Consider the following 24994-nt stretch of genomic DNA (forward strand, 5'->3'; position numbering starts at 1 on the left):
GCCTTGGATGGCCCCGCAGGGCCTCGGCCAGGAAAGCGCCCGACGCCGGCACGAGTCGAATTTCGTGCCGGTCGCAATGGGGACGGCACTGTTACTGCACTGTACCGTTCCCGGTGCCGGTGCCTGCTTCCGCCGGGGAGGGGTGCAGAGCGCGCCGCCTCGGAGGGGTGCAGAGCGCGCGGTGCACGCTGCGCGCCAGGTCCCTAGAGCCGCGGCAGATAGACCGCCGCTTCCTCGTGCGAAAGCCCCGTCGCTTCGAGGAGGTCGACGATCAGGGGCCGGAAAAGGAGGATGAGTGCCTCCCCTTCGAGCCGCTGGACGTGCAGGGTCCGAGGATGGAGGTCGGTGGCGACGGCGGCGAGGTCATTGCGCGCCGAGCGAAGGTTGGCCCGGCGCTCGGCGCCGTCCGCCGTCGATAGGGCACGTGCGAGCCTGTCCACCGCATCGGCGGTGTCCTCGAGGATCTGGGTGAGCGAGGCAATCGCCTCGTCGGTCAGTGCGGCGTGGTTGATGACGGACGTGAGGCGGCGCGAGAACACCCTGCTGTTGCGGATCGCGAGGTCTATCGAATCGATGGAACCGCCAAGGGATCCGAGTTCGCTGCGGTGGCGCCAGAACGCAGGGGAAATCCGTGCAATTTCCTTCGCTGCGCGCATGCTGCTCGTCAACCGGTCGAGTTCGGGCTGGGTGTTCCGGGCACGCACCAGCGCGTGCCACGCGGCGGTGGCGTCACTCGAGGTCAGCGCCGAAGCGTTGTCCCGCAGGACTCCCGCCAACTCGTTGAGGAGCCCGCGCACGTTGGTCTTGGGCTCACGGCGGGGATCACGGGGCAGGAGGATCGTGATCACCAGCGCGAACAATCCGCCGACGATCGCGTCCGCACTCCTCGTGAAGGGACCGCCGTCGGGCGCAGGCAGCAGCACCACGAGCAACGACTGCAGGCCGAGCTGGGTGGTGAAGATGGTGCCGCTGTCGAGGAACCGCGCCAGCAGGATCGACACGAAAAGCACGACGGCGGCCTGCCAGAGTCCCGTTCCGAACAGGGTCAGCAGCAGGTCCCCCAGAGCGATCCCGAGCGTGCAGCCCAACCCCACCTCCAGCACGCGCCGCAGCCGCGGGTCGCGCGAGAAGCCCAGCGCGATCATTGAGGAAGTGGCGGCGAACAGGGGTCCGTCGTGTCCGAGCACCTGCTCGGCGAAGGCGTAGGCTCCCACCGCACACACGGTCATCTGCAGGGCCGTCACCACCGAAGAGGAACTGCGCTTGAGCCCCACCCGTGTCCTGGAACGCAGGAAGGAGCGGAAGATCGTCAGTCCCTTGCGCGGCGGCATGCCCCCAGTCTAGGAGCCTTCCCCAACTGCCACCCCGCACACTGGGTGAACGTAATGGCCAAGGACCGTTCACCTTTTGTTCACTTTCCTTCGGCAGTCTCGTTACCTGCGGCGCATAACTTCGAGGATGTACAAAAACGCGTACCTCCCGATTCGGGTGCATCGAACGCACGACTAGACAAAAACCCTGGAAGGGGCAACATTTCGTGAAGGCTCTTCGTTTTGGCCGCGCAGCGGCAGTAATTTCGGTAGCTGCGCTGGCACTGACAGCCTGTGGTTCTGACAATGCGACAAATCAGGCTGAGCCCGCCGGTGGAGCAACCTCCGCAGCGGCTGAAGTCACGGGAACGCTGACCGGCGCCGGATCTTCCGCCCAGAACGCCGCGATGACCGCCTGGCAGGCAGGATTCCAGGCGATGCACAGCGGCGCGAATATTCAGTATTCCCCCGACGGGTCCGGAGCGGGTCGTGACGCTTTCCTCGCGCAGGGCGTTCAGTTCGCAGGGTCGGACGCCTACCTCGACGACGAAGAGTATGAGGCCTCGAAGGAAGTCTGCGGGCCGGACGGTGCGATCAACATCCCCGCCTACGTCTCACCGATCGCCGTCGCCTTCAATCTTCCCGGCATCGATTCGTTGAACCTCGACGCCCCCACAATCGCCTCGATCTTCCGCGGCGAGATCTCGAACTGGAACGATGACGCCATCGCCGCCCAGAACGAGGGCGTGGAACTGCCCGACACCCCGATCACCGTGGTCCACCGTGCGGACGAGTCGGGCACCACGGAAAACTTCACCGAATACCTCGCCGCAGCGGCCCCGGACGTCTGGACGGACGAGGCGTCGGGCGACTGGCCCGCAGAGGTCGTGGCCGAGAACGCCCAGGGCACCAACGGCGTGGTCTCGACCACCACGGCCACCGAGGGTGCCATCACCTACACGGACGCTTCCGCCGTCGGCGACCTCGGGCAGGCGCTCGTGAAGGTCGGCGAGGAGTACGTCGAACTCAGCCCGGAAGCTGCTTCACGGGCCGTCGAGGTTGCTACTCCGGTCGAGGGCCGGCCGGACGCTGACATGTCCCTCGATCTCGAGCGCGACACCACGGAATCTGGCGCCTACCCCGTCGTGCTGGTTTCCTACCACATCTACTGCACCACCTATGAGGATCAGGAGACGGTGGACCTCGCGAAGGCCTTCGGTTCCTATGCCATCAGCGAGCAGGGCCAGGAAGATGCCGCCAGCTCCGCGGGCAACGCCCCCATCTCCGAGGCGCTGCGCGAGCAGGCCCAGCAGGCGATCGATTCGATCGCCGTCGCTTCCTAGCTCCTCCTGAGCTGCCCCGCCCGGGGAAACGTACCGGGCGGGGCAGCTCAGCTTGTAATGCCGCCGAAGACCGTGAAAACTTACCGAAGCAGCGCCACCATCCGTTCTGAAGGGTTCTCAGTGTCAACCAACAGTCTGACCAGCACGGGGCGAGCTGGCGATTCAGGAGACAAGATCTTCTCCGGAGCCACACTCGCCGCGGGCGGCCTGATACTGGCGGTCCTCTTCAGCGTTGCCGTCTTCCTGCTCGTGCAGGCACTTCCGACGTTCAGCGCGGACCCCGCGGAGATCACCGGCGGCGCAGGATTCGGCTCGTACATCCTGCCGATCGTCGTCGGCACCGTGATTGCCGCGACCATCGCCCTGCTGATTGCGACGCCGCTCGGAATCGGCGTCGCACTCTTCATCTCCCACTACGCGCCCCGGCGCCTCGCGCAGGTCTTCGGATACGTCATCGACCTGCTGGCAGCGATTCCCTCGGTGGTGTACGGCGCATGGGGTTACGCCGTCCTGGCGCCACAACTCGCCCTCGCCTACGCCTGGCTCGCCCAGTACCTGGGCTGGATCCCGATCTTCGAAGGCCCCGCCAGTCAGACCGGCCGCACCATGCTCACTGCGGGCATTGTGCTCTCCGTCATGGTGCTGCCGATCATCACGTCGCTGAGCCGCGAGATCTTCCTCCAGACACCGAACCTGCATGAAGAGGCAGCACTCGCCATGGGGGCTACGCGGTGGGAGATGATCCGCATGGCGGTCCTCCCGTTCGCCCGACCGGGCATTGTGAGCGCGGCGATGCTGGGCCTCGGCAGGGCTCTGGGTGAAACCATGGCCGTCGCCCTGGTGCTGTCCGGAGGCGCACTTCAGGCGAGCCTGATCCAGTCCGGCAACCAGACCATCGCGGCCGAGATCGCGCTCAACTTCCCGGAGGCCTTCGGTCTGCGGCTGAGCGAGCTGATCGCGGCAGGACTGGTCCTGTTCGTCATCACCCTGGCCGTCAACATCATCGCGCGCTGGATCATCAGCCGCCACAAGGAATTCTCGGGGGCGAACTGACATGACCAACGCAACTTTGAGCCGTCGCCAGTCCCAGCTGACCAAGGGGAGGCTGCCGCGCTACGCGGTGTGGGTGGTCCTCGGCGCGGCCGTCGTCCTCGCCGCAGCCGTTTCGGCCCTCGTGGGCTTCAGCATCGTCTCCTGGGCGGTGTTCGCTGCAGTCTTCTTCGTCGTCGGCGCGACCATCGTCACGGCAACGGTGGAGGGCGGGCGCAAGGCAACCGACTCACTGGCCACCTACCTCGTCTACGGGTGTTTCCTCCTGGCGCTGCTCCCGCTCCTTTCGGTGATCTGGACCGTCCTCGAGCGGGGGGTGCCCGGTATCTCCTACGACTTCCTGTTCACCTCCATGAACGGGGTGACGGGGGCGGTCGACAACAGCGCAGCCGAAAACGGGACGCCAGTGCTCGGCGGCGCCTATCACGCAGTGATCGGTACCCTGCAGATCACCCTGTGGGCCACACTGATCTCGGTGCCGGTCGGGCTGCTGGCAGCCATCTACCTCATCGAGTACGGTACGGGCGGACCGCTGACGCGGGCCATCACCTTCTTCGTGGACGTCATGACCGGCATTCCATCGATCGTCGCCGGACTGTTCGCCGCGGCGCTCTTCGGACTCCTGTTCGGCCCGGGCACGCGCACGGGTTTCGTTGCCGCCGTCGCGCTCTCGGTCCTGATGATTCCCGTCGTGGTCCGTTCCACCGAGGAAATGCTGAAGATCGTTCCCAACGAACTGCGCGAGGCGTCCTACGCACTCGGCGTGCGGAAGTGGCGAACCATCATGAAGGTCGTCATTCCCACGGCGATCTCGGGTATCGCCTCCGGCGTAACCCTGGCTATCGCACGGGTGATCGGCGAGACTGCACCTATTCTGGTAACGGCGGGGTTTGCCAGCGCCATCAACTGGAACGTCTTCAGCGGATGGATGAGCACCCTTCCAACGTTCATCTACTACCAGATCCTCACGCCGACCTCGCCGACGAACATCGACGCAAGCACGCAGCGCGCATGGGCGGCGGCCCTCCTGTTGATCATCATGGTGATGCTCCTGAACCTGGTGGCCCGTTTCGTCGCCCGCATGTTCGCACCCAAGACCAGCCGCTGACAACCCGCGGCAACAACCGATAAGGATTACATGTCCAAGCGAATCGACGTCAAGGACCTCAACGTCTACTACAGCAAGTTCCTTGCCGTGGAGGACGTCAACATCAACATCGAAGCACGTTCCGTCACCGCTTTCATCGGCCCGTCGGGCTGCGGCAAGTCCACGTTCCTGCGCACGCTCAACCGGATGCACGAGGTCATCCCCGGGGCGCGCGTAGAGGGCGAGGTATTGCTCGACGGCGACAACCTCTATGACGCAGCGGTGGATCCCGTCACGGTCCGCAGCCAGATCGGCATGGTGTTCCAGCGTCCCAACCCCTTTCCCACCATGTCCATCCGTGACAACGTGCTGGCCGGGGTGAAACTGAACAACAAGCGCATCAGCAAGTCCGACGCCGACGCCCTGGTGGAGAAGTCGCTGCAGGGAGCGAACCTCTGGAACGAGGTCAAGGACCGCCTCGGACGTCCGGGATCGGGGCTTTCGGGTGGCCAGCAGCAGCGCCTCTGCATCGCGCGGGCCATCGCGGTTTCACCTCAGGTGATCCTCATGGACGAACCGTGCTCGGCGCTCGACCCCATCTCCACCCTCGCCATCGAGGACCTCATCAACGAGCTGAAGAACGAGTACACCGTGGTGATCGTGACCCACAATATGCAGCAGGCAGCGCGCGTCTCGGACAAGACGGCGTTCTTCAACATCGCGGGCACGGGTAAGCCGGGCAAGCTGATCGAGTACGGTGAAACCGCAGCCATCTTCAGCAAGCCCGCAGAGAAGGCCACCGAGGACTACGTGTCCGGACGGTTCGGCTAGGACGCTACAGCAGCGGGCTGAGTGCCAGGAAGAAGATTCCTCCGAGGAGTGCCGTCACCGGGGCGGTGCCCAGCCATACGGCAAGAATCCGGGCCAGTTCCGGCCGGTGCACCGTGGAGAATCGCTGGTTGGCACCGGCGCCGATGATCGCCGAGGTCATCGTGTGCGTGCTGGAGAGCGGCATCTGGAGCGAGATCGCCCCGACGAAGAGCATCGCCGAGCTGACACCCTGCGCCGTCATCCCCCGCAGCGGATCGATGTGCACCAGCCGGTGCGCGAGCGTGTGGGTGATGCGCCACCCCCCGAACAGGGACCCGGTGGCCAGGAGGACGGCGGCGAAGACCTGGACCCACAAGGGCATCTGCGACCCGTTCGAGTATCCGGTCCCCACGAGGGCCAGGAGAATGACCGCCATGGTCCGCTGGCCGTCCTGGAGGCCATGGCCCAGGGCGAAAGCGCCGGCGAAGACCGACTGCGCCATCCGATTGCCCCGGTTCACCTTGCCGGGCGCACTGTGCCGGAGCAGCCAGGTCGCCGGAAAGACCATCGCGTAGGCCAACACGTAGGCCACCACGGGGGAGAGCAGGAGCGGCAGCGCGATCTGCAGGAGCAACGCCTGGCCCGCCCCGGCCATGGCCTGGCCGTCCGTGAGTTGCGATGCGGCTCCCGCGCCGGCCAGCCCGCCGAGCAGGGCGTGGGTGGACGACGACGGTTTGCCTCGGCGCCACGTGAACAACCCCCAGCACCCAGCGGCCAGCAGCCCGGCGATGAGGATGCCCAGTCCGGCCTGGCCGGACGGCAGGCCGATTGCCGCTTCAGTGAAGAACAGCGCGAGGGACGTGCTGAGCAGCGCACCCGTGAGGTTGAAAACTGCCACCAGGAGGACCGCGACGGTCGGCGTCAGGGCGCGGGTACGGACGGCGGTGGCTACCGAGTTCGAGACGTCGTGGAAGCCGTTGAGGAAGGCGAAACCACCCGCGAGGCACACTACTGCTCCGAGGAGGAGGGTTTCCACCTAGGATTCCTTGACCAGGATGCTGCCCACCTGGGTGGCCACCCTGCGAATATCCTTCGTCACGTCAACAAGCTGGTTCGCAACATCCCGGTGGCGGGCGTAGACCAGCGGTTTGTGGTCCCGCAGGAGTTCAGCGCACCAGCTGCGGTGTGTCCTCTCAGCACGCCTGGCCAGGCGGAGGATCTCGATCCAGTATTCCTCGAGTTCATCCATCGAATTGAGCCGCTGCATCGCCGCAGCCGTCAGCTCGGCCTGGCGGTTGATCACTTCCAACTGGTCGACGGCGCGCTGGCTCAGTTTGCTCAACCGGTAGAGGGCGATGAGTTCGGCGGCACCGTCCAGCTTCTCGATGGCTTCGTTGAGGAGCCGGGAGAGGGAGTAGAGGTCTTCCCGCGGTAGCGGATTGATGAAGGATGTCCGCATGGAGGTCAGGAGCGCGAAGTGCAGGTCGGTCGACACGGCCTCGTGCTGGTGCAGTTCCTCAGCCAGGCGGTCGTACTCCTCCGTTGTCGCCCCGAGGATCGCCGACATCGTCCCTACGCCGAGAACCAGTTGCCGTGCCATCCGGGACAGAAGTTCAAGCCCTGCGTTCTCCTGCGGAAATAGGCGTAGCTTCACGAAATCTTCCTGGCAAGTTGCGCCCGAGGCTGTCCCTGGAGGCAGAGTAATGGCGTCGAACCGGGAGCGCCTCTCGGCGGAAGGCCGCTCGAAGCGGCTGAGTGTTGAAGCCCGGGGGTTCCACGGTCCGACGCCACTTTTAGTGTTCTCCTCTGCGGCGCCCGTGTCAAGATCAGCAGGGCGCCGGCGGATCAGTCGAGTTCCCCGCGGCGCCAGGACGCCGCAGCGTGCTCAAGGTCCTCGGCAGTCTTGATGAGCTGGTGGGAGTTCTTCGTCAGGCGGGAGGCATGGGCGCCGTTGCCCGCCTCCGCGGCTTCAGCATGGTTCGTCTGACCGAGGGCGACCACCCGGCAGAAGGCGGCGAAGCGCTCGAGCGCGACGTCGAAATCGCCTTCGAACGCACCGGAAAGGATGGTGTCCGCCATGTCGGTCATCTCGGAGGCGCCAGGGGGTTCCGCCACGCCGGCCACGACCTTGGACACCTGCGCCACCTCTTTCCCGGAGGCGAAGTAGGCGGCGATCCGGTCAGGATCACGCTGGGTCGCGGCGCGCAGCGCGTACAGGCGCCACAGCGCGCCCGGCAACGAGCGCGCCGGGCTCTCCGCCCACATCTCGGCGATGGCTTCGAGGCCCTGCTGATCGGCGAGCTCCACGAGGCGGCGGGTTATCTCAGGGTCATCACTTCCCCTGCCGTGATGCACCAGTGCGTGCGCCGACATGTGCGCCGCCTCGGAAACACGTGAGGGGTCCACCCCGCCCGCGAAGACCTCGAAATCCACGGGCGCAAACTGCTTGGGCTTGTGGGGCCGTGGGCTCTTGTTCGTATATTCGCCATCCATGCAATGAGAATACTCCTGTGCACTGCCGGCCTGCAGGTTCCGCCCTGGCGCAGTGCGGAACGAGAACGGCTTCCAGCGGACGTGCATCGGGCCTTCGGTGTTTGCGATAAAGTTAGGTGGTCGTTCCGGCTGGTGAGCACCAGCGGGTTCGAGTTGGGCCTTTAGCTCAGATGGTAGAGCATCGGACTTTTAATCCGTGGGTCGAGGGTTCGAGCCCCTCAGGGCCCACTTCCTTCCGGAAGTGGAAACCCCCGCCGGCCGCAAGGCCGGTGGGGGTTTGCCTTTTAACGCGGAAGAAGGAGAAAGCACTCCCGAAGGGGCTAGCCGGCCGCCTGGTGCACCACGAACGCGGTGAGGAAACCCAGCGAGGCAATCAGGCCGGTCAGCATATGCTGGCGCTCGAATGCCTCGGGAATCATGGTGTCCGCCACCATGGCCAGGATTGCGCCGGCGGCCAGCGCGGTGATGAAGGCGATGGTGCCTCCGGACGCGCCATCCAGCAGTGTGAAGCCGACCAGTGACGCCGCCCCGCAGAGCAGGGAGATGCTTCCCCACAGGCCGAAGACGTAGCGTGCGGACCGCCCGGACTTCTTCATGCCGGCTGTGCTCGACAGTCCCTCCGGCACGTTGGAGATGAATACCGCGACCAGGACCGCCGGGTTGACAGCACCGGCGGTGACGAGACCGAGCCCGAGAACCACTGATTCGGGAATCCCGTCGAGGAGGGCACCCACAACGGCATGTCGGTGTCTCCTTTTCCTCCCCAATGCGGGGCCCGGTCCAGCTTTGCACGGCCCTACAGGGGTGCGCGGGGATTTTTTCCGTTGACTCCCGGGCCGGATTCCTCCTTCGATCCGAACAATGCTTGAGTTCGAATCGTTATTTCCCCAGCCGTTCCACCGACCCGATTGTCGGTAGGGTTTAAGTTTCTGCAGGAAACTACTTTGGGGGTCGGGTTGGGAGCGATGGGGAGATGGACCGTCGCGGCTGTTGCAGCCGCAGTCCTGGCCGTCGGCACGCTCTCACCTGCCCAGGCCGGTGCTGCCCGAGGATTGTCCTCCCTGGTGATCGCCCCCGAGGATCAGGGCGCGGACCAGAAGGGGATCCGGTTCGCCACCTACAACGCCAGTCTGAACCGCGCGAATCCAGGGGACCTCATCCGTGATCTCGCCGGACCTTCCAATGCGCAGGCGAAAGCCGTGGCGCAGGTCATCCAGGCCAACCAGCCCGACGTCCTCCTCCTCAATGAATTCGACTACGACGCCGGGCATGAGGCGGCCGAGCTGTTCCGCACCCATTACCTGGGCGTGGGCCAGCAGGGACAGGCCCCCGCGGATTATCCCTATTTCTATACCGCACCCTCCAACACCGGTGTGACGAGCGGTTTCGACCTAAACAACGATGGCTCGGTCGGAGGCCCGGAGGACGCTTACGGATACGGAACCTTCGAGGGCCAGTACGGCATGGTGGTCTATTCGAAGTACCCGATCGACGAAGAGGAAGTGCGGACCTTCCAGAACTTCCGGTGGAGCGATATGCCGGACGCCCGGCTGCCGGCTGATCCGGTGGTACAGGATTCCGGGTGGTTCTCGGCCGACGAGTTGGCCGAGGTCCGGCTCTCCAGCAAGTCGCACTGGGACGTCCCGGTCACTGTGGGAAGAAGCACCGTGCACGTTCTGGTGAGCCATCCGACGCCGCCGGCCTTCGACGGCAGCGAGGACCGCAACGGCAAGCGGAACTCCGACGAGATCCGCCTGTGGGCCGACTACATCCGGGGCGGAGAAACGGCCCGCTACATCTATGACGACGACGGCGGATACGGCGGCCTTGCGCGCAGCGAGCGGTTCGTCATTCTGGGTGACCTGAACAGTGACCCCCGGGACGGGGACTCGCTGCGTGGTTCGATCGACCAGTTGCTAAAGAACGAGCTGGTCCAGGATCCCCGGCCGGCCGCCGACGGAGCGGCTGAGGCCTCGGCTCTCCAGGGCGCAGCCAACGCCGGGCACCGGGGCGATCCACGCCATGACACAGCGGATTTCGAGGACCAGGGCGTGGGCAACCTCCGCGCCGACTACGTGCTGCCATCGAAGACGCTGAAGGTGCTGGGATCAGGGATCTACTGGCCGAAGGTCGGCACCCCGGGCTCCGAGCTCACCGGCATCTTCCCATTTCCGACGAGCGACCACAGGCTCGTCTCCGTGGACGTGCTGCTCAGGAACCAGTGAGACGGCTGGACCGTCCGGTCCGGTGCTTAAATTGAAACTGGCTCCGCGTTCTGCGTATGGGGGAATCGCAGAATGGGGAGCCAGTGACTTCAGTATACTTCCATGGGAGCACGATAAGTCCAATCGGAAGGGAATGATGGCGGTCACAGCCAAGGCATTCCAACTGTGGCGCTCCCGGATCGCCCCGAATGACACCGTTTCCGAGGTCTGCCGGACGGCCGGAATCAAGCGGTCCACCCTCGCGCAGCAACTGGTCCGGGGAAAAGTGTCGGTGGGCACGATCATCGCCATCGCGCGGGGATACTCGAAAGACCCTGTGGAGGCACTGGCCGGGTTCGAGGGGTACCAGGATCTGGAGTCCGGCCTCCGCCCGCCCACGGACGCCGAGTTGGTGAGCCAGGTGTCCTCCATCGACATACTGCGGTTACTGGTCGCGCGCAGTGAGGACAGGGAGCGCACCGGTGAAACCGTAGAGCTGGAGCTGGCACCTTTCCCCCACCGGCACTCGGTGCGGGCCTGGGTAGAAGCAGTCGATCCCGGGGATCTGCGGCAGAGCCTGGCTGCCCGAACCGGCGTCGCGCGCCAGAACGTCTCGGCGCAGCTCACCGCCGGCAGGTTCAGCCCCGAGCTCGCCGTCGAGGCCGCCCGTATTGCAGGGGTATCGCTGACGAGCGGCCTCGTGGTGACGGGGCTCCTGACTCCCGCGGAGGGTGGCTGGCCCGAGAACGGACGGGAGCGCGCACTGTGGGCCTTGACCGATATCGAGCTGGTGCAGCTCGGGCGGGACCGTCTGGAGATTCTTGGAAAGCAGTTGCGGAAGGCCGAGCTCGACGACGGCCAGGACCAAGCGATTTGGGAGAACCTGGGATGAGCGCAGTGGCGATTCAATGGGTGGCGCTGGCGGCGTGCCTCCTGGGAGCGGCAATCCGGGTACCGGATGTGGTTCGCGGACGCGGCAGGGTGGTGTTCGCCGCCCTGGTGCTGCTGTCGGTGGCGGTAGGACTTTCCCTCGAGCCCATCTACCTGGCGGTGGATCAGCTGTTGGGCGGCGTCAATCTGGCCAACCTGGTGATCCGCCTGTGCCTCTACGCGGTTTTCGTCCTCCTGGGCGTACGGATGGTGGCCGCCTTCAAGGCACCGCGGGCACGGAAATTCATCGTCGGTCCGCTGGGCATGGCAGTCCTGGCAGTGACGGTCGCCTTTACCGTGTACTTCTTCGTCCAGAGCGACCTTCCCTACAGTAATACGGGACTGACGGCCTTCGCGGACCAGGACGCCGTGGAGCGCTACAGCGAGGCGGGACGGCTCTATCCGGGATACGTGGCCGCATGCCTCGTCGGCCCGGCCCTTGCCTCAGCGGTCAACAGGCATACCCGATTCCTTCATCGCCTGGCCGGTGGATTTCTTGCGCTGGGCTTCGGGATAGTTACGGTGTTCGCTGTGCTGCAGCTTTTCAACGTCGATCTGGGGGCGGGGGTCATCGTCCTGCCCTTCAGTGCCATCCTCTGCGTGGTGCTCGGTCTTTGCCTGATCTGGTTCAGCAAATGGCGTGCGGCCAGGAGCGGTGGGCGCTCGAACCTGCTGGCACCGTAGGACCGCCGGAAGAAGCTGCGGATACTTCGACGTGCCGATCGGGTCAATAGTGACCGAACTGTGTCCAAGGGCTATTCACGTTTTCATCATCGTGTGCAAAAATTATGAATATGTAACTGCCGATGACCGTGGGGGGTCAGCGGATCGTTATTGAACCAGCAGGTGCGTCCATTAGAACGGGTGGACGCACCTGCTTTTTTAGTGGGGACGAGCTGCCGGCTACTCGGCGTCGTGATCTGTCTCGATGATCCTCGCCAGTGTCTCGAGCGCGTCCTCGGCGCCGTCACCCTCAGCGCGGAGTACGACGACGTCGCCGTGCGACGCACCGAGGCTCATGAGCGACAGAATGCTCGACGCGTCCATTGCCTCCTCGGCGGGCTCGCCCTCCATCGCGATGGTGACTTCCAGGGGAAGCTCCCCCGCAGCCTCGGCGAAGATTGAAGCGGGGCGGGCATGCAGGCCTACGCGGCTTGCAACTGCTGCTTTGCGTTCTGCCATGGTGTGTTCCTTCGTGGTTGATGGAGCTACTACTGGTGGCGCTCAGGCCGCTACCGCTTCAGCGGGAACCGCGTTCTTCCGGCGTGCCGCATGGCGCTTGAGTGCGACGACGACGAGGGCCGAGATGATCGTGCCGACGAGAATGGACACTATAAACATAACCACGTTCCCGATCGCGAAGAAGACGAAGATCCCGCCGTGGGGTGCCTGGGAGGTGACCCCTGTTCCCATGACCATTGCGCCGGTTACCGCTGCGCCGATCATCGACGATGGAATCACGCGCAGGGGATCCGCGGCCGCGAAGGGGATTGCCCCCTCCGAGATGAACGCCGCTCCCAGCAGCCAGGCTGCTTTTCCGTTCTCCCTTTCGGCGACGGTGAACCTGTTGCGGTCGATCGTCGTCGCGAGGGCCATCGCCAGCGGTGGGACCATTCCCGCTGCCATCACAGCGGCCATGATCTGCCAGGGAGCCTGATTGTCGATGGCGCCTGCACCGAGGCCCGCCACTGCGAAGGAGTAGGCCACCTTGTTCACGGGACCGCCGAGGTCGATGGCCATCATCAGGCCGAGGATGACGCCGAGACCGAGGGCGGCCGTTCCGGTGAGGCCGGACAGCCAGTTGTTCAGTCCGACGGTCAGGGCGGCGATGGGTCCGCCGAGCACGAGGAACATGAGGCCCGAGGCCACGATGGATGCCACGAGGGGGATGATCACCACGGGCATGAGGCTGCGCAGCCAACGGGGGACCGAGAGCCGGCCGATCATCAGTGCCACATAGCCTGCGAGCAGGCCACCGACGATCCCGCCGAGGAAGCCCGCACCCATGAAGCCCGCCACAGCACCGGCGACGAAGCCCGGGGCGATGCCGGGACGGTCGGCGAGGGCATAGGCGATGTAGCCGGCGAGCGCCGGCACCAGGAACCCGAGGGACAATTGGCCGATCTTGAAGGCCACCGCGCCGAGGTACTGGCCGAGACCACCTTCGGGCAGGTTCAGCAGGCTGTTCTCCAGGACGACGGCGTCCGCCGTCTCCGTGATGAGGTAGCCGCCGAGCAGGAAACCGAGGGCGATCAGGAGTCCACCGCCGGCAACGAAAGGAATCATATAGCTGACACCGGTCAGCAGGGCGCGCTTGAGTGTGCTGCCGATACTGTCCTTGCCCTCGTCGTCGTCGGCCTGTTCACCGCCCGCCGTCCCTGCCACGCGTCGGGCGTTCGGATTCCTCGCCGCCGCCACCGCTTCCTCGACCATGACGCCGGGCTCGTCGATCCCGCGCTTGACGGGCGACGTGATGACGGGAAGGCCCGCGAAGCGTGCCTTGTCGCGGACGTCGACGTCGACGGCGAAGATCACAGCATCGGCCGCGGCGATGACCGAGGGGTCCAGCGGAGTTGCACCCGAGGAGCCCTGCGTTTCCACCTGGAGGTCGATGCCGCGCTCTTTTGCTGCGGCCACGAGGGAATCCGCGGCCATGTAGGTGTGGGCGATACCGGTGGGGCATGCGGTCACCGCAACGAGGCGGCGGACCTCACCCTTGGCCTCCCCCGTGGTGTCCGGTGCATCCTGCGCGGTAGGCGTAGCGTGCCCGACGGCGGACGCGCCGGCGACGGTCGCACCCGCCGGACCGCTGTTCGAGGCGGTTGCTGCGGCCTGCGGGGCAGCCTCCACCCCTATGCCCAGCGCTCCCTCGACGAGCCGCACGATGTCCTCCTTCGTCTCGGCGGCCCGGAGGGAGGCGGTGAAGTCCTTCCGGATGAGCGACCGCGCGAGCTTCGAGAGCAGCTTCAGGTGTTCCTGGTCGGCGCCATCGGGTGCCGCGATGAAGAACACCAGGTCGGCGGGGCCGTCCTTGGCGCCGTAGTCGACGGCCGGGGACAGGCGCGCCATGGCGAGCGTCGGGACCAGCACTGCCTTGGACCGGCAGTGGGGGATGGCAATGCCGCCCGGAACTCCCGTAGCCGTTTTCTCCTCCCTGGCCAGTGCGTCGGCATAGAGGCCGTCCACTTCGCTGGAGCGGCCCTGCCCGGCAACCTGTTCAGCCAGGTAGCGGATCACCGAGGACCTCTCGGTTCCCAGGTTCGAATCCAGAGTGACAAGCTCCGGTGTGATGAGATCGGACATTAGACTTCCTCCTGTGCAAGGGGTGTTGCGTGGGGCGCGACTGCGCTGGGATGGATCACCGGAAAGGTGGTCAGAAGTTTCGTGACTGTGACTGCAGCCGGCGTGGTCTGGATCAGGGAAGGCACTGCGGAGCCCGGCAGGGATGCTGCCGCTGAGCCGTGAGCCACTGCCTGGCGCAGGCAGTTCTCGGGCAGCTCACCCGCAACCTGTGCCAGCAGGTACCCCGCAAGCGCTGAATCGCCGGCACCCACCGTCGAGCGCGCGACGACGGGAGGGTGCTGGGCGTGCCAGGCTCCCCGCGGAGTGATGAGCAGGGCCCCCCGCGACCCGAGGGTAGCGAGGACAGCGCCGGTTCCCGCGCTGATGAGGACGCCGCAGGCGCGGGCAGCCAGCTCGAAGTCCTCCTCGAGTCCGCTCCCATCGCCGATCCCCGTCAGTTCAGCAAGTTCCTCAGCGTTCGGCTTGAGAAGATCCGGTGGGTTCGGTCCACCTGCAGCCTCCGCGAGGGGGACCCCCGAGGAATCAACGGCCATCAACGGTGCCGCAGCGCCGTACCGCTCCCGCACTGCAGCAATGACCGTGGTGTAGAAGTCGGTCGGAACGCCCGGCGGCAGGGACCCTGCAAGGACAAGCCACTGCGCGCCTTCGGATTCCTTCACGACCAGTGCTAGGAGGGCCTCGACCTGGTCCGCGGTCAGCCGTGGCCCGGGTTCGTTGATCTTCGTGGTGGTGCCGTCGGGTTCGGTGAGGGCCGTATTGGTCCGAAGCGGCGCGCCGATGCCCAGGTTGCGGTAGGGCACTCCTGCTCCCCGCAGCCCGGCGAGAACGGGGTCGCGGTCGTCGCCCGGCAGCAGGGCCAGGGACGGCACAGCTGACGCGGTGAGCGCCCGGCTGACATTGACGCCCTTTCCTCCGGCTTCCTGCGCGGCCCCGAATGCGCGCTGCACGGCGCCCCGGGCAAGGGGCAGGGTGAGTTCCACCGTACGGTCGATGCTCGGATTGGCGGTAAGCGTGAGAATCACGCGATCACCACCTCGACGTCGGCGTCGGCGAAAGCTGCGGCGAGGGCGCCGGTCGGCGCCGAATCGGTGATGAGTGCATCGATGTCCTCCAGGGAAGCGAAACTGACGAGGGTCTCTTCGTTGAACTTTGAACTGTCGGCCAGCAGGACCACCCTGCGGGCGGAACGGACGATTGCCGCCTTCACTGCCGCTTCGTCGGCGTCGGGCGTGCTGAGGCCGAATCCGGCCGAGATGCCGTTGGCCCCCACGAACGCGACATCGGCGCGCAACCTGCCGAAGCGGGCCACGGTGCCGCTTCCGACGGCAGCGCTGGTGGGAGCCCGCACGCGCCCGCCCACCAGTTCCACCTGCAGGCCCGAGTTGATTGCGGAGTTCGCTACTGGAACGGCGTGGGTGATGACGGTCAGACCCGGCCGGTCCGCGGGAAGAAGCCCGGCAAGGGCTCCGGTGGTGGTGCCGGCATCAAGCACGATGGCGCCCGTTGCCGGGACCATGTCAAGGGCGGTCTGGGCGATGCGCAGCTTCTGCGACGTGTGCGTGGCTTCACGGCTGGTCAGGCTCGGTTCGTTCGTCGTCGCGGAGTTCTCGGCGATCGCGCCTCCGTGAACTCGTCGGAGCACACCGTCGCGCTCTAGCAGGGCCAGATCGCGCCGCACCGTTTCCTTCGTAATGGCGAAGCGTGAGGACAATCCTGCAACAGTGACCCTGCCATCGGCAGAGACGAGGTTGCTGATCTGTCGGTAACGTTCCTCGGCGAACATCCGGAGCTCCTGTGCTGGCAGCGTGAATCTTTGGTTATGTGAGAGTAGCCCCGGTTATCTGTGGTAGTCAAGGCTTTTAGGACAAAAACAAGCACAAACACAGAAAACCGGACCAGTGAGGCTGCTCCGACCGCTGCAAACAGCAGGCTTCCCAGGGGTGGTCCGGGGGCCGGCCTGCGTCGCGGAAGCCGAAGAAGAGAATGGGATTGCACGCAGTGCAATAAGCGAAATTCCGGATTCGTTTACATTGTTTTTACCTCCCCGCAATCTCGATACAATCTCGGCGGAATTCCGATCCATTCGGATCGCAATAGGTTCACGGACGGTGATAACCGAAGGTCCGTCGGGTGCAGGGATCGGATGGGCGCCGAGCACCCCCGGGGTAACCGCCGCTTGTTCCCGGTTCCCGATAACCGCGCCATTGCTGGTGACCGGAGATTTTCGAGGACTCCGCCGCGCCCGACTCCCGGGCCGGTCAGGGCCTTGATCGCCGGCAATGGGTGAGTGCTAGGATTGAACCCTAAGCATGCTGATGAAGTAGGGTAGAAAAAAGTTGCACCTCGGTGCATCGGTCTTATCCGCAACCGTCGATCCTCGTGGTTCGGCACATATCACTCAAGGAGCACCACATGTTGCACTTCCTCGCATTCCTCATTCTCGGCCTTATCGCCGGTGCCATCGCCAAGCTGATCCTGCCCGGCAAGCAGGGAGGCGGCTGGCTGATCACCATGATCCTCGGCGTCGTCGGCGCACTGCTGGGCGGATTCATCGCCAATGCGGTCTTCAACGTCAATACATCCTCGACGTTCTCCCTTCCGTCGATCCTGTTCGCCGTCCTCGGCGCACTCATCGTCCTCGTCATCTACGGTGCCGTCACCAAGCGTGGTTCACGCGTCTAAGCGACACTGTTGCAGTAAAATCCACCTGGTCCTTGGGGGAACAGCGTGGGAACAGGAAAGGCGCCGCCGGATCTCCGGCGGCGCCTTTCCTGTAGGAGAGGCGCCGCCGGTAGCCGCATGTTCCCTCGGGAAGGGACCGCCCGGTTGGCGAACCTAGACTTGAAGCGCGTCCCGTCTGCCGGTCCTGCCGGCAAGGAAAGGAAACAATGCCCAAGAACCCGTTCAGCCGGAATCGGCCCCATCCCGCGGCCAAGGCCGCCAACAATGCTTTGTTCGACAAGGACGGCAACCCCAAGCCCTCCATCGCCCGGGCCATCGAGCGTGCCCTCGACGTTCAGCGGCCACTCGTGCTGGCCAACCTGCGCCGGGTCCGCCGCAGCAACCCCAAGGCGTCACCGGCCGAACTGGCGATCCTGCTGGAGCGGGACTACCTTCGGGCAACCACGCTCACCGGGGCCGCTGTCGGCGCAACCGCCGCAGTGCCGGCCGTGGGGACGATCGCTTCGCTGGGACTGTCCGCCGCCGCCACCGTCGGCTTCCTCGAGACGACCGCGCTGTACGCGGAGTCGATCGCGGAACTCCACGGAATCCGCACCGATAACCCGGAGCGCTCGCGCGCCATGGTCATGGCGATCCTGATGGGAGAGGAAGGCACGGCCCTCATCACCTCAACGCTGGGAGCATCGGCCGGTTCCGGGGCAACCCAGCACTGGGGCAACCTGATGGGAAAGGCGGCTCCCGCCTCGGTGGTCGGAGGGCTCGCTGCCACCATCCGGCGGCAGTTCCTGCGACGGATGCTCGCAAGGCAGGGAGGCATGATGCTGGGCAGGGCGCTTCCGTTCGGCGTCGGTGCGGTTGTCGGCGGGACAGGGAACCACGTGATGGGCAAGGCGGTCATCAAGGCCACGCGGCTGGCGTTCGGTCCGCTTCCGCAGACCATCCCCGGCGAACTCGCGAATACCCTCGATCGACCGGAAGGCCGGGAGCGGAACTAGCCGAAAACCGCGTGGGCCACGGAGAAGATCGTGAGCCCGGCAAGCGCACCGACCACCGTGCCGTTGATGCGGATGAACTGCAGGTCCTTACCGATCTGCAGTTCAATCTTGCGCGAGGTCTCCTTCGCATCCCACCGTTCCACGGTCTCGGAAATGACTCCCGCGATCTCGCTGCGGTAGGTGCGGACGGCGTAGGCCGCGCCGTCGGAGATCCAGCGGTTCACTTTGCCGGCGAGCTCGGGATCCCTCGACAGCCGGGAACCGAAGTCCCGGACCGCAGCCTTGAAATTCGTGGTGAGCTCGCTGTCCGGGTCATTGACGGCCTCGAGCAGCGCCGTCTTGACGGTCGACCAGGTTCGTGCCGTGAGGTCTCTCACCCGGGGATCGTCAAGAAGCTGGGCCTTGATCTCCTCGGCCTTGGCAATGGTGTTCGGACTGTGCTGCAGGTCGCCGGCGAGGTCCTTCAGGTACTTGTCGAGAGCGATCCGAACCTCGTGGCGTGGATCGTCCTGGACCGCGCGGATGAACTTCGAAACCTCCGCATACACTCGGTCGCCCACCACGCCGTCCACGAGCCGGGGCACCCAGGTGGGCGAGCGCTGGGCCACGACGCGCGTGACCACGGCGTAGTTCGCATCCACCCAGTCAGCGGTACGGTCCACGAGGAGATCGACCAGGCGGTGGTGATGGCCCTCATCGAAGATCCGCTCCGCCATGCGGCCTACAGGAGGCCCCCACGGAGGCTCCACCACATGCTTGCGCACCATGGATTCGATGACGCCCTGCACGGCGTCGTCGTTGAGTACCGTGAACATGCCGCGGATCAGTGCAGCGCCCTCCGCCGCGACGCGGTCCGCACTCTCGGGCCGTTCCAGCCAGGCTCCTGCCTTCTCTGCGATACGGGCTGTGTCCAGCTTCGAACGGACCACCGATTCCGAGAGGAAGTTCTCCTCGACGAACTGGCCGAGGGAAAGGCCGATCTGGTCTTTCTTCCGCGGAATGATCGCGGTGTGCGGGATCTTCAGGCCCATCGGGTGCTTGAAGAGCGCGGTCACCGCGAACCAGTCAGCGATCGCCCCTACCATCCCGCCCTCAGCCGCCGCCCGGACGTACTGGAGCCAGGGGTACTGCTCCTGGAACGCAAACGCTCCGAGGAAGATGATCGCCATCACCACGAGCATGCCTGTCGCGAGGGTTTTCATGCGCCGCAGTCCTGCGGCACGCTGATCGTCGGTGCCGATTGTTTCTCCATCCACAGGTGTCAGTCTAGCCACGGCAGCAGCCGGAACCCGTGCCGCAGGGCACCGGGAATGGCTGTCTCGCGTAGCGTGGTAGCGAAACGTCCGGGTAGAGCCAAAGGATAGGTGCAGCGCGTGCGTCAAGTGATTTTTGCCCACCGGGGAGCGAGCGGGGAGTTCGCCGAGCACACTCGCGCCGCGTACCTCCAGGCGTTGGCCGAGGGTGCCGACGGCATGGAGTGCGACGTCCACCTGACGAGAGACGAGCAGCTCGTCTGCATCCATGACTCCACGCTGGACCGGACGTCGAACGGCTCGGGAGATGTAGCCGATGCCACGCTGGACGAGCTCCGGCAGCTCGACTTCTCCTCGTGGAAGGGCGCCCGGATTCCTTCCGAATTCGGTGGACCCGCGAATCAGTTGCTGACACTGAAGGAACTCCTCGACCTGCTTCGGCTCGCTGGGCGGCCTCTCGCCCTGGCGATCGAACTCAAGCATCCGAGTCCCTTCGGCCTGCGCCTCGAGGAAGAACTGATCGCCTTCCTGATGCATGAGGGCTGGGACCCCGAAAGCTCGAAGCTGGGTGCCATCGATATCAGTTTCATGAGCTTCAATCCGGACTCGATGCGGCAGCTGGCCGAATCGGCGCCTCCCCACGCGCTCTGCCAGTTGGTCGCGGACGTCGAACCGGGCGAAGTGCGGGATGCCCTCAGTATCGGATCGATCGCGGAGGGTGCAGTGATCAACCTTATGAGCCGGGCGATGCGGGAGGGTGAAAAACTCCTGGACGGGCATGTCGTCGGTACGGCCGGGCCAGGCATCGCCTATGTCCGGGACCACCCCGACCGTGTGCGGCGGTGGGTGGAGGAGGGCCTTCGGGTGCGGGTCTGGACCGTCAATACCCCTGAGCAGTTCGAACTGGTCACCTCGCTCGGCGTGCAGGAAGTCACCACCGACTACCCCGCACTGATGATGGAACTGCGCAGCGAGCCCGCGCACTGAAACCCGGCGGTACTACTTGCGGGTGTGATTGAGTTGAGTCATGCAATCCCCCATCGAGGACTACGCCCTTCTGTCCGACCTGCACACGGGAGCCCTCATCTCCCGGAGCGGAAGTATCGACTGGCTCTGCTTCCCGCGCTTCGACTCGCCGTCGGTCTTCGCGGCAATGCTCGGCACGGAGGACCACGGCCGGTGGCTGGTGGCGCCGTCGTCCGCCGGCGCCGAAGTGGTGAAACGCAGCTACATCGATTCGACGTTCGTTCTGCAGACCCACTGGCGCACCGACACCGGCGAGGTGCTCGTGACGGACTTCATGCCCACCGGCGACCGCCGCGCCTCGATCGTCCGGCGCATCCAGGGCATCCAGGGCACGGTGGCCATGGGGCAGGAGCTGGAGATCCGCTTCGGTTACGGCACGATCCTGCCGTGGGTGAGCCAGGAGGGTGACGACGACGGCCCGGTGCTGCTCGGCATCGCCGGGCCCGATGCCCTGATGCTTCGCAGCCCCCGCCTGACCGCGGCCGACCATCGCCACCGAGGCACCTTCTCCGTGGAAGCGGACCAGGTGGTCGACCTCGAGCTGGTCTGGTACCCCTCGCACCGGCCGGCGCCCAGGGCCCTCGACGTCGACGAGGCGCTCGACGAGACCATCACCTACTGGAAGTCGTGGGCCTCGAGCTACGACGACGGCGGCACGTACGGCCCCGCCGTGCTGCGGTCACTGCTGGTCCTGCGTGCCCTCACGCACGAGGACACGGGCGGCATCGTTGCCGCCCCCACCACCTCACTACCCGAGGAATTCGGCGGCGCGCGGAACTGGGACTACCGGTTCTGCTGGTTGCGCGATGCAGCCCTGACGCTCGAGGCGATGATGACGCACGGCCTCCAGGAGGAGGCGCTCGAGTGGCGTAACTGGTTGCTGCGGGCCGTAGCGGGGGACCCGGAGGACCTTCAGATCATGTACGGGGTGGCAGGCGAGCGCGACCTGCCCGAGAAGATCCTCGACCACCTGCCCGGCTATGCCGGATCCACGCCGGTCCGGATCGGAAACGGCGCTGTGACCCAGTACCAGGCCGACGTGGTCGGCGAGGTCATGGTGGCGCTGGAGAAGCTGCGCTGCCACGGCGAGCAGGAGGACCACTTCTCCTGGCCGCTGCAGAAAGCCCTGCTGACCTTCGCCGAGAATCATCTCGACGACCGCGACCACGGGATCTGGGAGATGCGGGGGGAGAAGATGCACTTCACCCATTCGAGGGTCATGATGTGGGCCGCCTTCGACTGCGGGGTCCGCGCAGTCCGCGACCACGGCCTTACCGGTCCCGCCGATCACTGGCAGGCGCTGCGCGACGGGCTGCACGCCGAGATCATGGAGCGCGGCTTCAACGCTGAAAGAAACGCTTTCACCCAGACCTACGGCGGCACCGAGATGGATGCCTCCCTGCTGCAGTTGCCGCAGGTAGGATTCGTCGACTACGACGACCCCCTGATGCTCGGCACTGTGGCGGCACTCGAGACGGACCTGCTCAACGCGGACGGGCTACTGGCGCGCTACCGTACCGAGTCCGTGGCCGACGGCCTGGCGGCAGGAGAGCATCCCTTCCTCGCCTGCTCCTTCTGGCTCGTGGAGCAGTACGCCCACAGCGGCCGCGAGGAGGAGGCGGCCGCGCTCATGGGCCAGTTGGTCGGCTATTGCAACGAGCTGGGCCTGCTCTCGGAGGAGTACGACGCCGCGCAGGGCCGCATGGCGGGGAACTTCCCCCAGGCCTTCTCCCACCTTGCCCTGGTGCGTGCCGCCGACGCCCTTCAGGAGGCGCACACCAGGGCGCAACTGGTCGGTTGACCTTCCTGTCCGGAGGAAGGCGTTACGGCTTGAGGATCACCTTGATGCAGCCGTCCTGCTTCTTCTGGAAGGTCTTGTAGGCGATCGGCGCTTCGTCGATCGAGACCTCGTGGGTGACGAGGTCGGTCACGCCGAGGGGATCTGAGGGGTCCTCGACGAGTGGCAGCAGTTCGTCGGTCCAGCTGCGAACGTTGCACTGGCCCATCCGGAACTGGATCTGCTTGTCGAACATCGTCTTGAGGGGCATGGGGCTCGCCGTTCCGCCGTAGACACCGCTCAGCGAGATCGTTCCACCCCTGCGGACCGCGTCCACGGCGGAGTGCAGCGCCGAGAGGCGATCCACTCCGGCAACGTCCATCGCTTTCTGGGCCAGTGCGTCCGGCAGGAGGCCGACGGCATTCTGGGCGAAAGCGCCCACCGGCGAGTTGTGTGCCTCCAGTCCGACGGCGTCGACGATCGAATCCGGGCCGCGCCCGCCGGTCATGCTCCGCAGTTCCTCACCGAGGTCCTTGGTGAAGTCGATGGTCTCCACCCCATGGCGTTGGGCCATCGCCCGCCGTTCCGGTACGGGTTCGATGCCGATCACGCGATACCCGAGGTGTTTGCCAATCCGCGCAGCGAACTGGCCCACGGGGCCGAGGCCGTAGACGGCGAGGGTCCCGCCGTCGGGCACGTCCGCGTACTTGACCCCCTGCCAGGCCGTGGGAAGGATATCCGAAAGGTAGAGGTAGCGCTCATCCGGGAGGTCGTGCCCTACCTTGACCGGGCCGTAATTCGCGTGCGGGACGCGCAGGAACTCGGCCTGGCCGCCCGGGACCGAGCCGTACAGCTCGGAGAAACCGAACAGGCTCGCGCCCGTCGACTGTTCGTGGACCTGCGTGGTCTCGCACTGGGACTGCAGGCCACGCGAGCACATGAAGCAGTGTCCGCAGGAGATATTGAAGGGGATGACCACGCGGTCACCCGCTTTGATGTTCGTCACCTCGCTGCCGACCTCCTCGACGATGCCCATCGGCTCATGGCCAAGGATGTCACCGCGGTCCATATACGGGCTCAACACCTCGTAGAGGTGCAGATCGGAGCCGCAGATGGCCGTCGAGGTGATGCGCACAATCGCATCCGTCGGTTCCTGAAGCTGCGGATCAGGCACGTTGTCCACGCTGATGTTGCGTCGTCCCTGCCATGTCACTGCTTTCATCGGTGCTCTCCTCAGGATTAGTAAGTAGGCTGTCGATTCCCACTATTCCCCTCATCGACACAAATGGAAAGTTTCCTTCCCGCCCGGCATAGCCTAGGGCGGTGAAACTTTCCGAATCGCCCGCCGTGAAGGTGGGCCTTTCCATTGCGGTGGCGACGGGCCTCTACGGGCTCTCCTTCGGTGCGTTGTCCGTCTCGGCCGGCCTCGATCTATGGCAGACGATGGCGTTGAGCCTGTTGCTGTTCAGCGGCGGCTCCCAGTTCGCGTTCATCGGTGTGATCGCAGGGGGCGGCGGCGGGCTTTCGGCGTTGTCGGCCTCGGCGCTCCTGGGTATCCGGAACGGGGTCTACGGCATGCAGCTCAACCTCCTGCTTCGGCCCGCAGGCTGGCGGAAGCTGCTGGCCGCCCAGGTCACGATCGACGAATCGGTGGCCACCGCGACCGGCCAGACCGACCCTGCCGAGCAGCGGCGGGGGTTCTGGGCCGCGGGCATCGGGGTGTTCGTGCTGTGGAATATCTTCACCGGGCTGGGCGCCCTGCTGGGAGCGGCCATCGGTGACCCGGCGCAGTGGGGACTCGACGGCGCGGCCGCCGCAGCGTTCCTGGGACTCCTCTGGCCGCGGATCCAGGCGAAGGAGCCCGCCGCGATCGCTGTGGTGTGCGCCGTCGTGACCGTCCTTGCGGTTCCCCTTGTTCCGCCGGGAGTTCCGATCCTCATCGCCGCAGTGGTGGCCGCGGCCCTGGGCCTCTCCGGTCTCGGTCCGGCCACCGAGGGCCTGGAACCCGACGTCGACCCCTATCCTTCCGGTGTCGACCCGGAGAAACCGGCATGACTCTCTGGGGTTGGATCCTCATTGCCTGCCTGGTCTCGATGGCGACGAAACTCGCCGGTTACCTGGTGCCCACGAGGCTGCTCGATAACCCGCGCATGCTCCGGGTCGCCGGGTCGGTGACGATCGGCCTGCTGGCGGCGCTGACCGCCGTCAACACGGTGGCCGCCGGCACCCAGGTCGTGGCGGATGCCAGGCTGGCGGCACTCGCGGCGGCAGCGATCGCGCTCTGGTTCCGTGCGCCGTTCCTCGTGGTGGTCGCTGCAGGCGCAGCTGCTGCTGCGCTCGCCAGACTGCTCGGGGCAGCCTGACGGATTGCGGCGACCGCGTTCAGGAGGACGGTAACCGCGGCGCGAACATGATCACGGCGACCCCGGCCAGGCAGATGGCGGAGCCGGCGACATCCCACCGATCGGGGCGGAACCCGTCGAAGATCATCCCCCAGGCGAGCGAGCCGGCCACGAAGACGCCTCCGTATGCAGCGAGGATGCGCCCGAACGAGGCATCGGGCTGCAGGGTCGCGATGAAGCCGTAGACACCCAGTGCCATGACACCGAGTCCTGCCCACCACCACGGGCGGCCTTCGCGCACTGCCTGCCAGATGAGCCAGGCGCCGCCGATCTCCGCACAGGCAGCGAAGACGAACAGAACGACTGATTTGGTGATCGTCATACGCCAA

General features: G+C 65.7%; 24 protein-coding genes, 1 tRNA gene and 1 pseudogene. 14 read left to right on the forward strand and 12 right to left on the reverse strand.

Features of this window, described 5'->3' with window-relative positions; all coding sequences use genetic code 11:
* Positions 1–203 precede the first annotated feature (203 nt).
* Positions 204–1331 (reverse strand): FUSC family protein, encoded by a 1128-nt coding sequence (locus IWX75_RS11035; RefSeq protein ID WP_196822314.1) that lies wholly within the window; start codon positions 1329–1331, stop codon positions 204–206.
* A 206-nt stretch (positions 1332–1537) separates the two neighbouring features.
* Between IWX75_RS11035 and pstS the strand changes: the two genes are divergently transcribed.
* The 4 genes from pstS (at position 1538) to pstB (ending at position 5621) form a co-directional block, all read left to right on the forward strand.
* Entirely contained in the window at positions 1538–2653 is a 1116-nt protein-coding gene (pstS, locus tag IWX75_RS11040) for a phosphate ABC transporter substrate-binding protein PstS (protein WP_196822315.1), read from the forward strand.
* A 120-nt stretch (positions 2654–2773) separates the two neighbouring features.
* On the forward strand, positions 2774–3706 hold the full coding sequence (pstC, locus tag IWX75_RS11045; protein WP_196822316.1) for a phosphate ABC transporter permease subunit PstC: 933 nt from the start codon (positions 2774–2776) through the stop codon (positions 3704–3706).
* A gap of 1 nt (position 3707) precedes the next feature.
* Positions 3708–4811: a phosphate ABC transporter permease PstA gene (gene pstA / locus IWX75_RS11050; protein WP_196822317.1), complete on the forward strand. Its 1104-nt coding sequence runs from the start codon at positions 3708–3710 to the stop codon at positions 4809–4811.
* Between the two features lie 30 nt (positions 4812–4841).
* Positions 4842–5621 carry a phosphate ABC transporter ATP-binding protein PstB gene (pstB, locus tag IWX75_RS11055; RefSeq protein WP_196822318.1) on the forward strand — a complete coding sequence of 260 codons (780 nt, stop codon included), beginning with the start codon at positions 4842–4844 and terminating at the stop codon, positions 5619–5621.
* A gap of 4 nt (positions 5622–5625) precedes the next feature.
* Here the strand turns inward: pstB and IWX75_RS11060 are convergent, their stop codons facing one another.
* The 3 genes from IWX75_RS11060 to IWX75_RS11070 all read right to left on the reverse strand — a co-directional run bounded on the left by IWX75_RS11060 (position 5626) and on the right by IWX75_RS11070 (position 8093).
* Positions 5626–6636, reverse strand: coding sequence for an inorganic phosphate transporter (locus IWX75_RS11060; RefSeq protein WP_196822319.1), 1011 nt, complete (start codon positions 6634–6636; stop codon positions 5626–5628).
* Positions 6637–7254 (reverse strand): DUF47 domain-containing protein, encoded by a 618-nt coding sequence (locus tag IWX75_RS11065; RefSeq protein ID WP_196822320.1) that lies wholly within the window; start codon positions 7252–7254, stop codon positions 6637–6639.
* Positions 7255–7445: 191 nt separating this feature from the next.
* Positions 7446–8093 (reverse strand): hypothetical protein, encoded by a 648-nt coding sequence (locus tag IWX75_RS11070; RefSeq protein WP_196822321.1) that lies wholly within the window; start codon positions 8091–8093, stop codon positions 7446–7448.
* Between the two features lie 155 nt (positions 8094–8248).
* Between IWX75_RS11070 and IWX75_RS11075 the strand changes: the two genes are divergently transcribed.
* A tRNA-Lys gene (locus tag IWX75_RS11075) sits at positions 8249–8321 on the forward strand.
* Between the two features lie 92 nt (positions 8322–8413).
* Here IWX75_RS11075 and IWX75_RS11080 read toward each other — a convergent pair.
* A pseudogene (locus IWX75_RS11080) lies at positions 8414–8827 on the reverse strand (ZIP family metal transporter); the annotation flags it as partial.
* A 231-nt stretch (positions 8828–9058) separates the two neighbouring features.
* Here IWX75_RS11080 and IWX75_RS11085 point away from each other — a divergent pair.
* From IWX75_RS11085 to IWX75_RS11095, 3 genes are all read left to right on the forward strand, one after another.
* Complete coding sequence (locus IWX75_RS11085; RefSeq protein WP_196822473.1) at positions 9059–10318, forward strand: endonuclease/exonuclease/phosphatase family protein; 1260 nt, start codon at positions 9059–9061, stop codon at positions 10316–10318.
* Between the two features lie 133 nt (positions 10319–10451).
* Positions 10452–11189: a hypothetical protein gene (locus IWX75_RS11090; RefSeq protein WP_334684273.1), complete on the forward strand. Its 738-nt coding sequence runs from the start codon at positions 10452–10454 to the stop codon at positions 11187–11189.
* Positions 11186–11911 (forward strand): hypothetical protein, encoded by a 726-nt coding sequence (locus IWX75_RS11095; protein WP_196822322.1) that lies wholly within the window; start codon positions 11186–11188, stop codon positions 11909–11911. The genes IWX75_RS11090 and IWX75_RS11095 overlap by 4 nt, the downstream gene beginning before the upstream one ends.
* Positions 11912–12130: 219 nt before the next feature.
* Here IWX75_RS11095 and IWX75_RS11100 read toward each other — a convergent pair whose 3' ends face one another.
* From IWX75_RS11100 to IWX75_RS11115, 4 genes are read right to left on the reverse strand one after another with little or no spacing between them, the layout of a single operon-like run.
* Positions 12131–12409 carry an HPr family phosphocarrier protein gene (locus tag IWX75_RS11100; protein WP_196822323.1) on the reverse strand — a complete coding sequence of 93 codons (279 nt, stop codon included), beginning with the start codon at positions 12407–12409 and terminating at the stop codon, positions 12131–12133.
* A gap of 42 nt (positions 12410–12451) precedes the next feature.
* Positions 12452–14530, reverse strand: a complete 2079-nt coding sequence (locus IWX75_RS11105; RefSeq protein ID WP_196822324.1) for a PTS fructose transporter subunit IIABC — start codon at positions 14528–14530, stop codon at positions 12452–12454.
* Complete coding sequence (locus tag IWX75_RS11110; protein ID WP_196822325.1) at positions 14530–15552, reverse strand: 1-phosphofructokinase family hexose kinase; 1023 nt, start codon at positions 15550–15552, stop codon at positions 14530–14532. The genes IWX75_RS11105 and IWX75_RS11110 overlap by 1 nt, the downstream gene beginning before the upstream one ends.
* Positions 15549–16313, reverse strand: a complete 765-nt coding sequence (locus IWX75_RS11115) for a DeoR/GlpR family DNA-binding transcription regulator (protein WP_196822326.1) — start codon at positions 16311–16313, stop codon at positions 15549–15551. The genes IWX75_RS11110 and IWX75_RS11115 overlap by 4 nt, the downstream gene beginning before the upstream one ends.
* A 629-nt stretch (positions 16314–16942) precedes the next feature.
* On the opposite strand from IWX75_RS11115, the gene IWX75_RS11120 reads away from it, so the two are divergent.
* Both IWX75_RS11120 and IWX75_RS11125 read left to right on the forward strand, forming a co-directional pair.
* Entirely contained in the window at positions 16943–17212 is a 270-nt protein-coding gene (locus IWX75_RS11120; protein ID WP_442858971.1) for a GlsB/YeaQ/YmgE family stress response membrane protein, read from the forward strand.
* Positions 17213–17418: 206 nt separating this feature from the next.
* Positions 17419–18207, forward strand: coding sequence for a hypothetical protein (locus IWX75_RS11125; RefSeq protein ID WP_196822327.1), 789 nt, complete (start codon positions 17419–17421; stop codon positions 18205–18207).
* On the opposite strand, the gene IWX75_RS11130 is transcribed toward IWX75_RS11125, so the two are convergent.
* A complete protein-coding gene (locus IWX75_RS11130; protein ID WP_196822476.1) occupies positions 18204–19409 on the reverse strand; it encodes a DUF445 domain-containing protein in 1206 nt (401 codons plus the stop codon). The genes IWX75_RS11125 and IWX75_RS11130 overlap by 4 nt on opposite strands.
* A gap of 171 nt (positions 19410–19580) precedes the next feature.
* Between IWX75_RS11130 and IWX75_RS11135 the strand changes: the two genes are divergently transcribed.
* Positions 19581–20447 (forward strand): glycerophosphodiester phosphodiesterase, encoded by an 867-nt coding sequence (locus IWX75_RS11135; protein ID WP_196822328.1) that lies wholly within the window; start codon positions 19581–19583, stop codon positions 20445–20447.
* A 40-nt stretch (positions 20448–20487) separates the two neighbouring features.
* Positions 20488–22287 carry a glycoside hydrolase family 15 protein gene (locus IWX75_RS11140; RefSeq protein ID WP_196822329.1) on the forward strand — a complete coding sequence of 600 codons (1800 nt, stop codon included), beginning with the start codon at positions 20488–20490 and terminating at the stop codon, positions 22285–22287.
* 22 nt (positions 22288–22309) lie between these two features.
* Here IWX75_RS11140 and IWX75_RS11145 read toward each other — a convergent pair whose 3' ends face one another.
* On the reverse strand, positions 22310–23485 hold the full coding sequence (locus IWX75_RS11145) for a zinc-dependent alcohol dehydrogenase (protein ID WP_196822330.1): 1176 nt from the start codon (positions 23483–23485) through the stop codon (positions 22310–22312).
* A 101-nt stretch (positions 23486–23586) separates the two neighbouring features.
* On the opposite strand from IWX75_RS11145, the gene IWX75_RS11150 reads away from it, so the two are divergent.
* Positions 23587–24318: an AzlC family ABC transporter permease gene (locus IWX75_RS11150; protein WP_196822331.1), complete on the forward strand. Its 732-nt coding sequence runs from the start codon at positions 23587–23589 to the stop codon at positions 24316–24318.
* A complete protein-coding gene (locus IWX75_RS11155; RefSeq protein ID WP_196822332.1) occupies positions 24315–24626 on the forward strand; it encodes an AzlD domain-containing protein in 312 nt (103 codons plus the stop codon). Before IWX75_RS11150 ends, IWX75_RS11155 begins: the two co-directional genes overlap by 4 nt.
* Positions 24627–24645: 19 nt before the next feature.
* Here the strand turns inward: IWX75_RS11155 and IWX75_RS11160 are convergent, their stop codons facing one another.
* Positions 24646–24987, reverse strand: a complete 342-nt coding sequence (locus tag IWX75_RS11160) for a YnfA family protein (RefSeq protein ID WP_196822333.1) — start codon at positions 24985–24987, stop codon at positions 24646–24648.
* Between the last annotated feature and the right edge of the window lie 7 nt (positions 24988–24994).

It is taken from the genome of Arthrobacter sp. CAN_A6 (assembly GCF_015751715.1).
Taxonomy (GTDB): Bacteria; Actinomycetota; Actinomycetes; order Actinomycetales; family Micrococcaceae; genus Arthrobacter_D.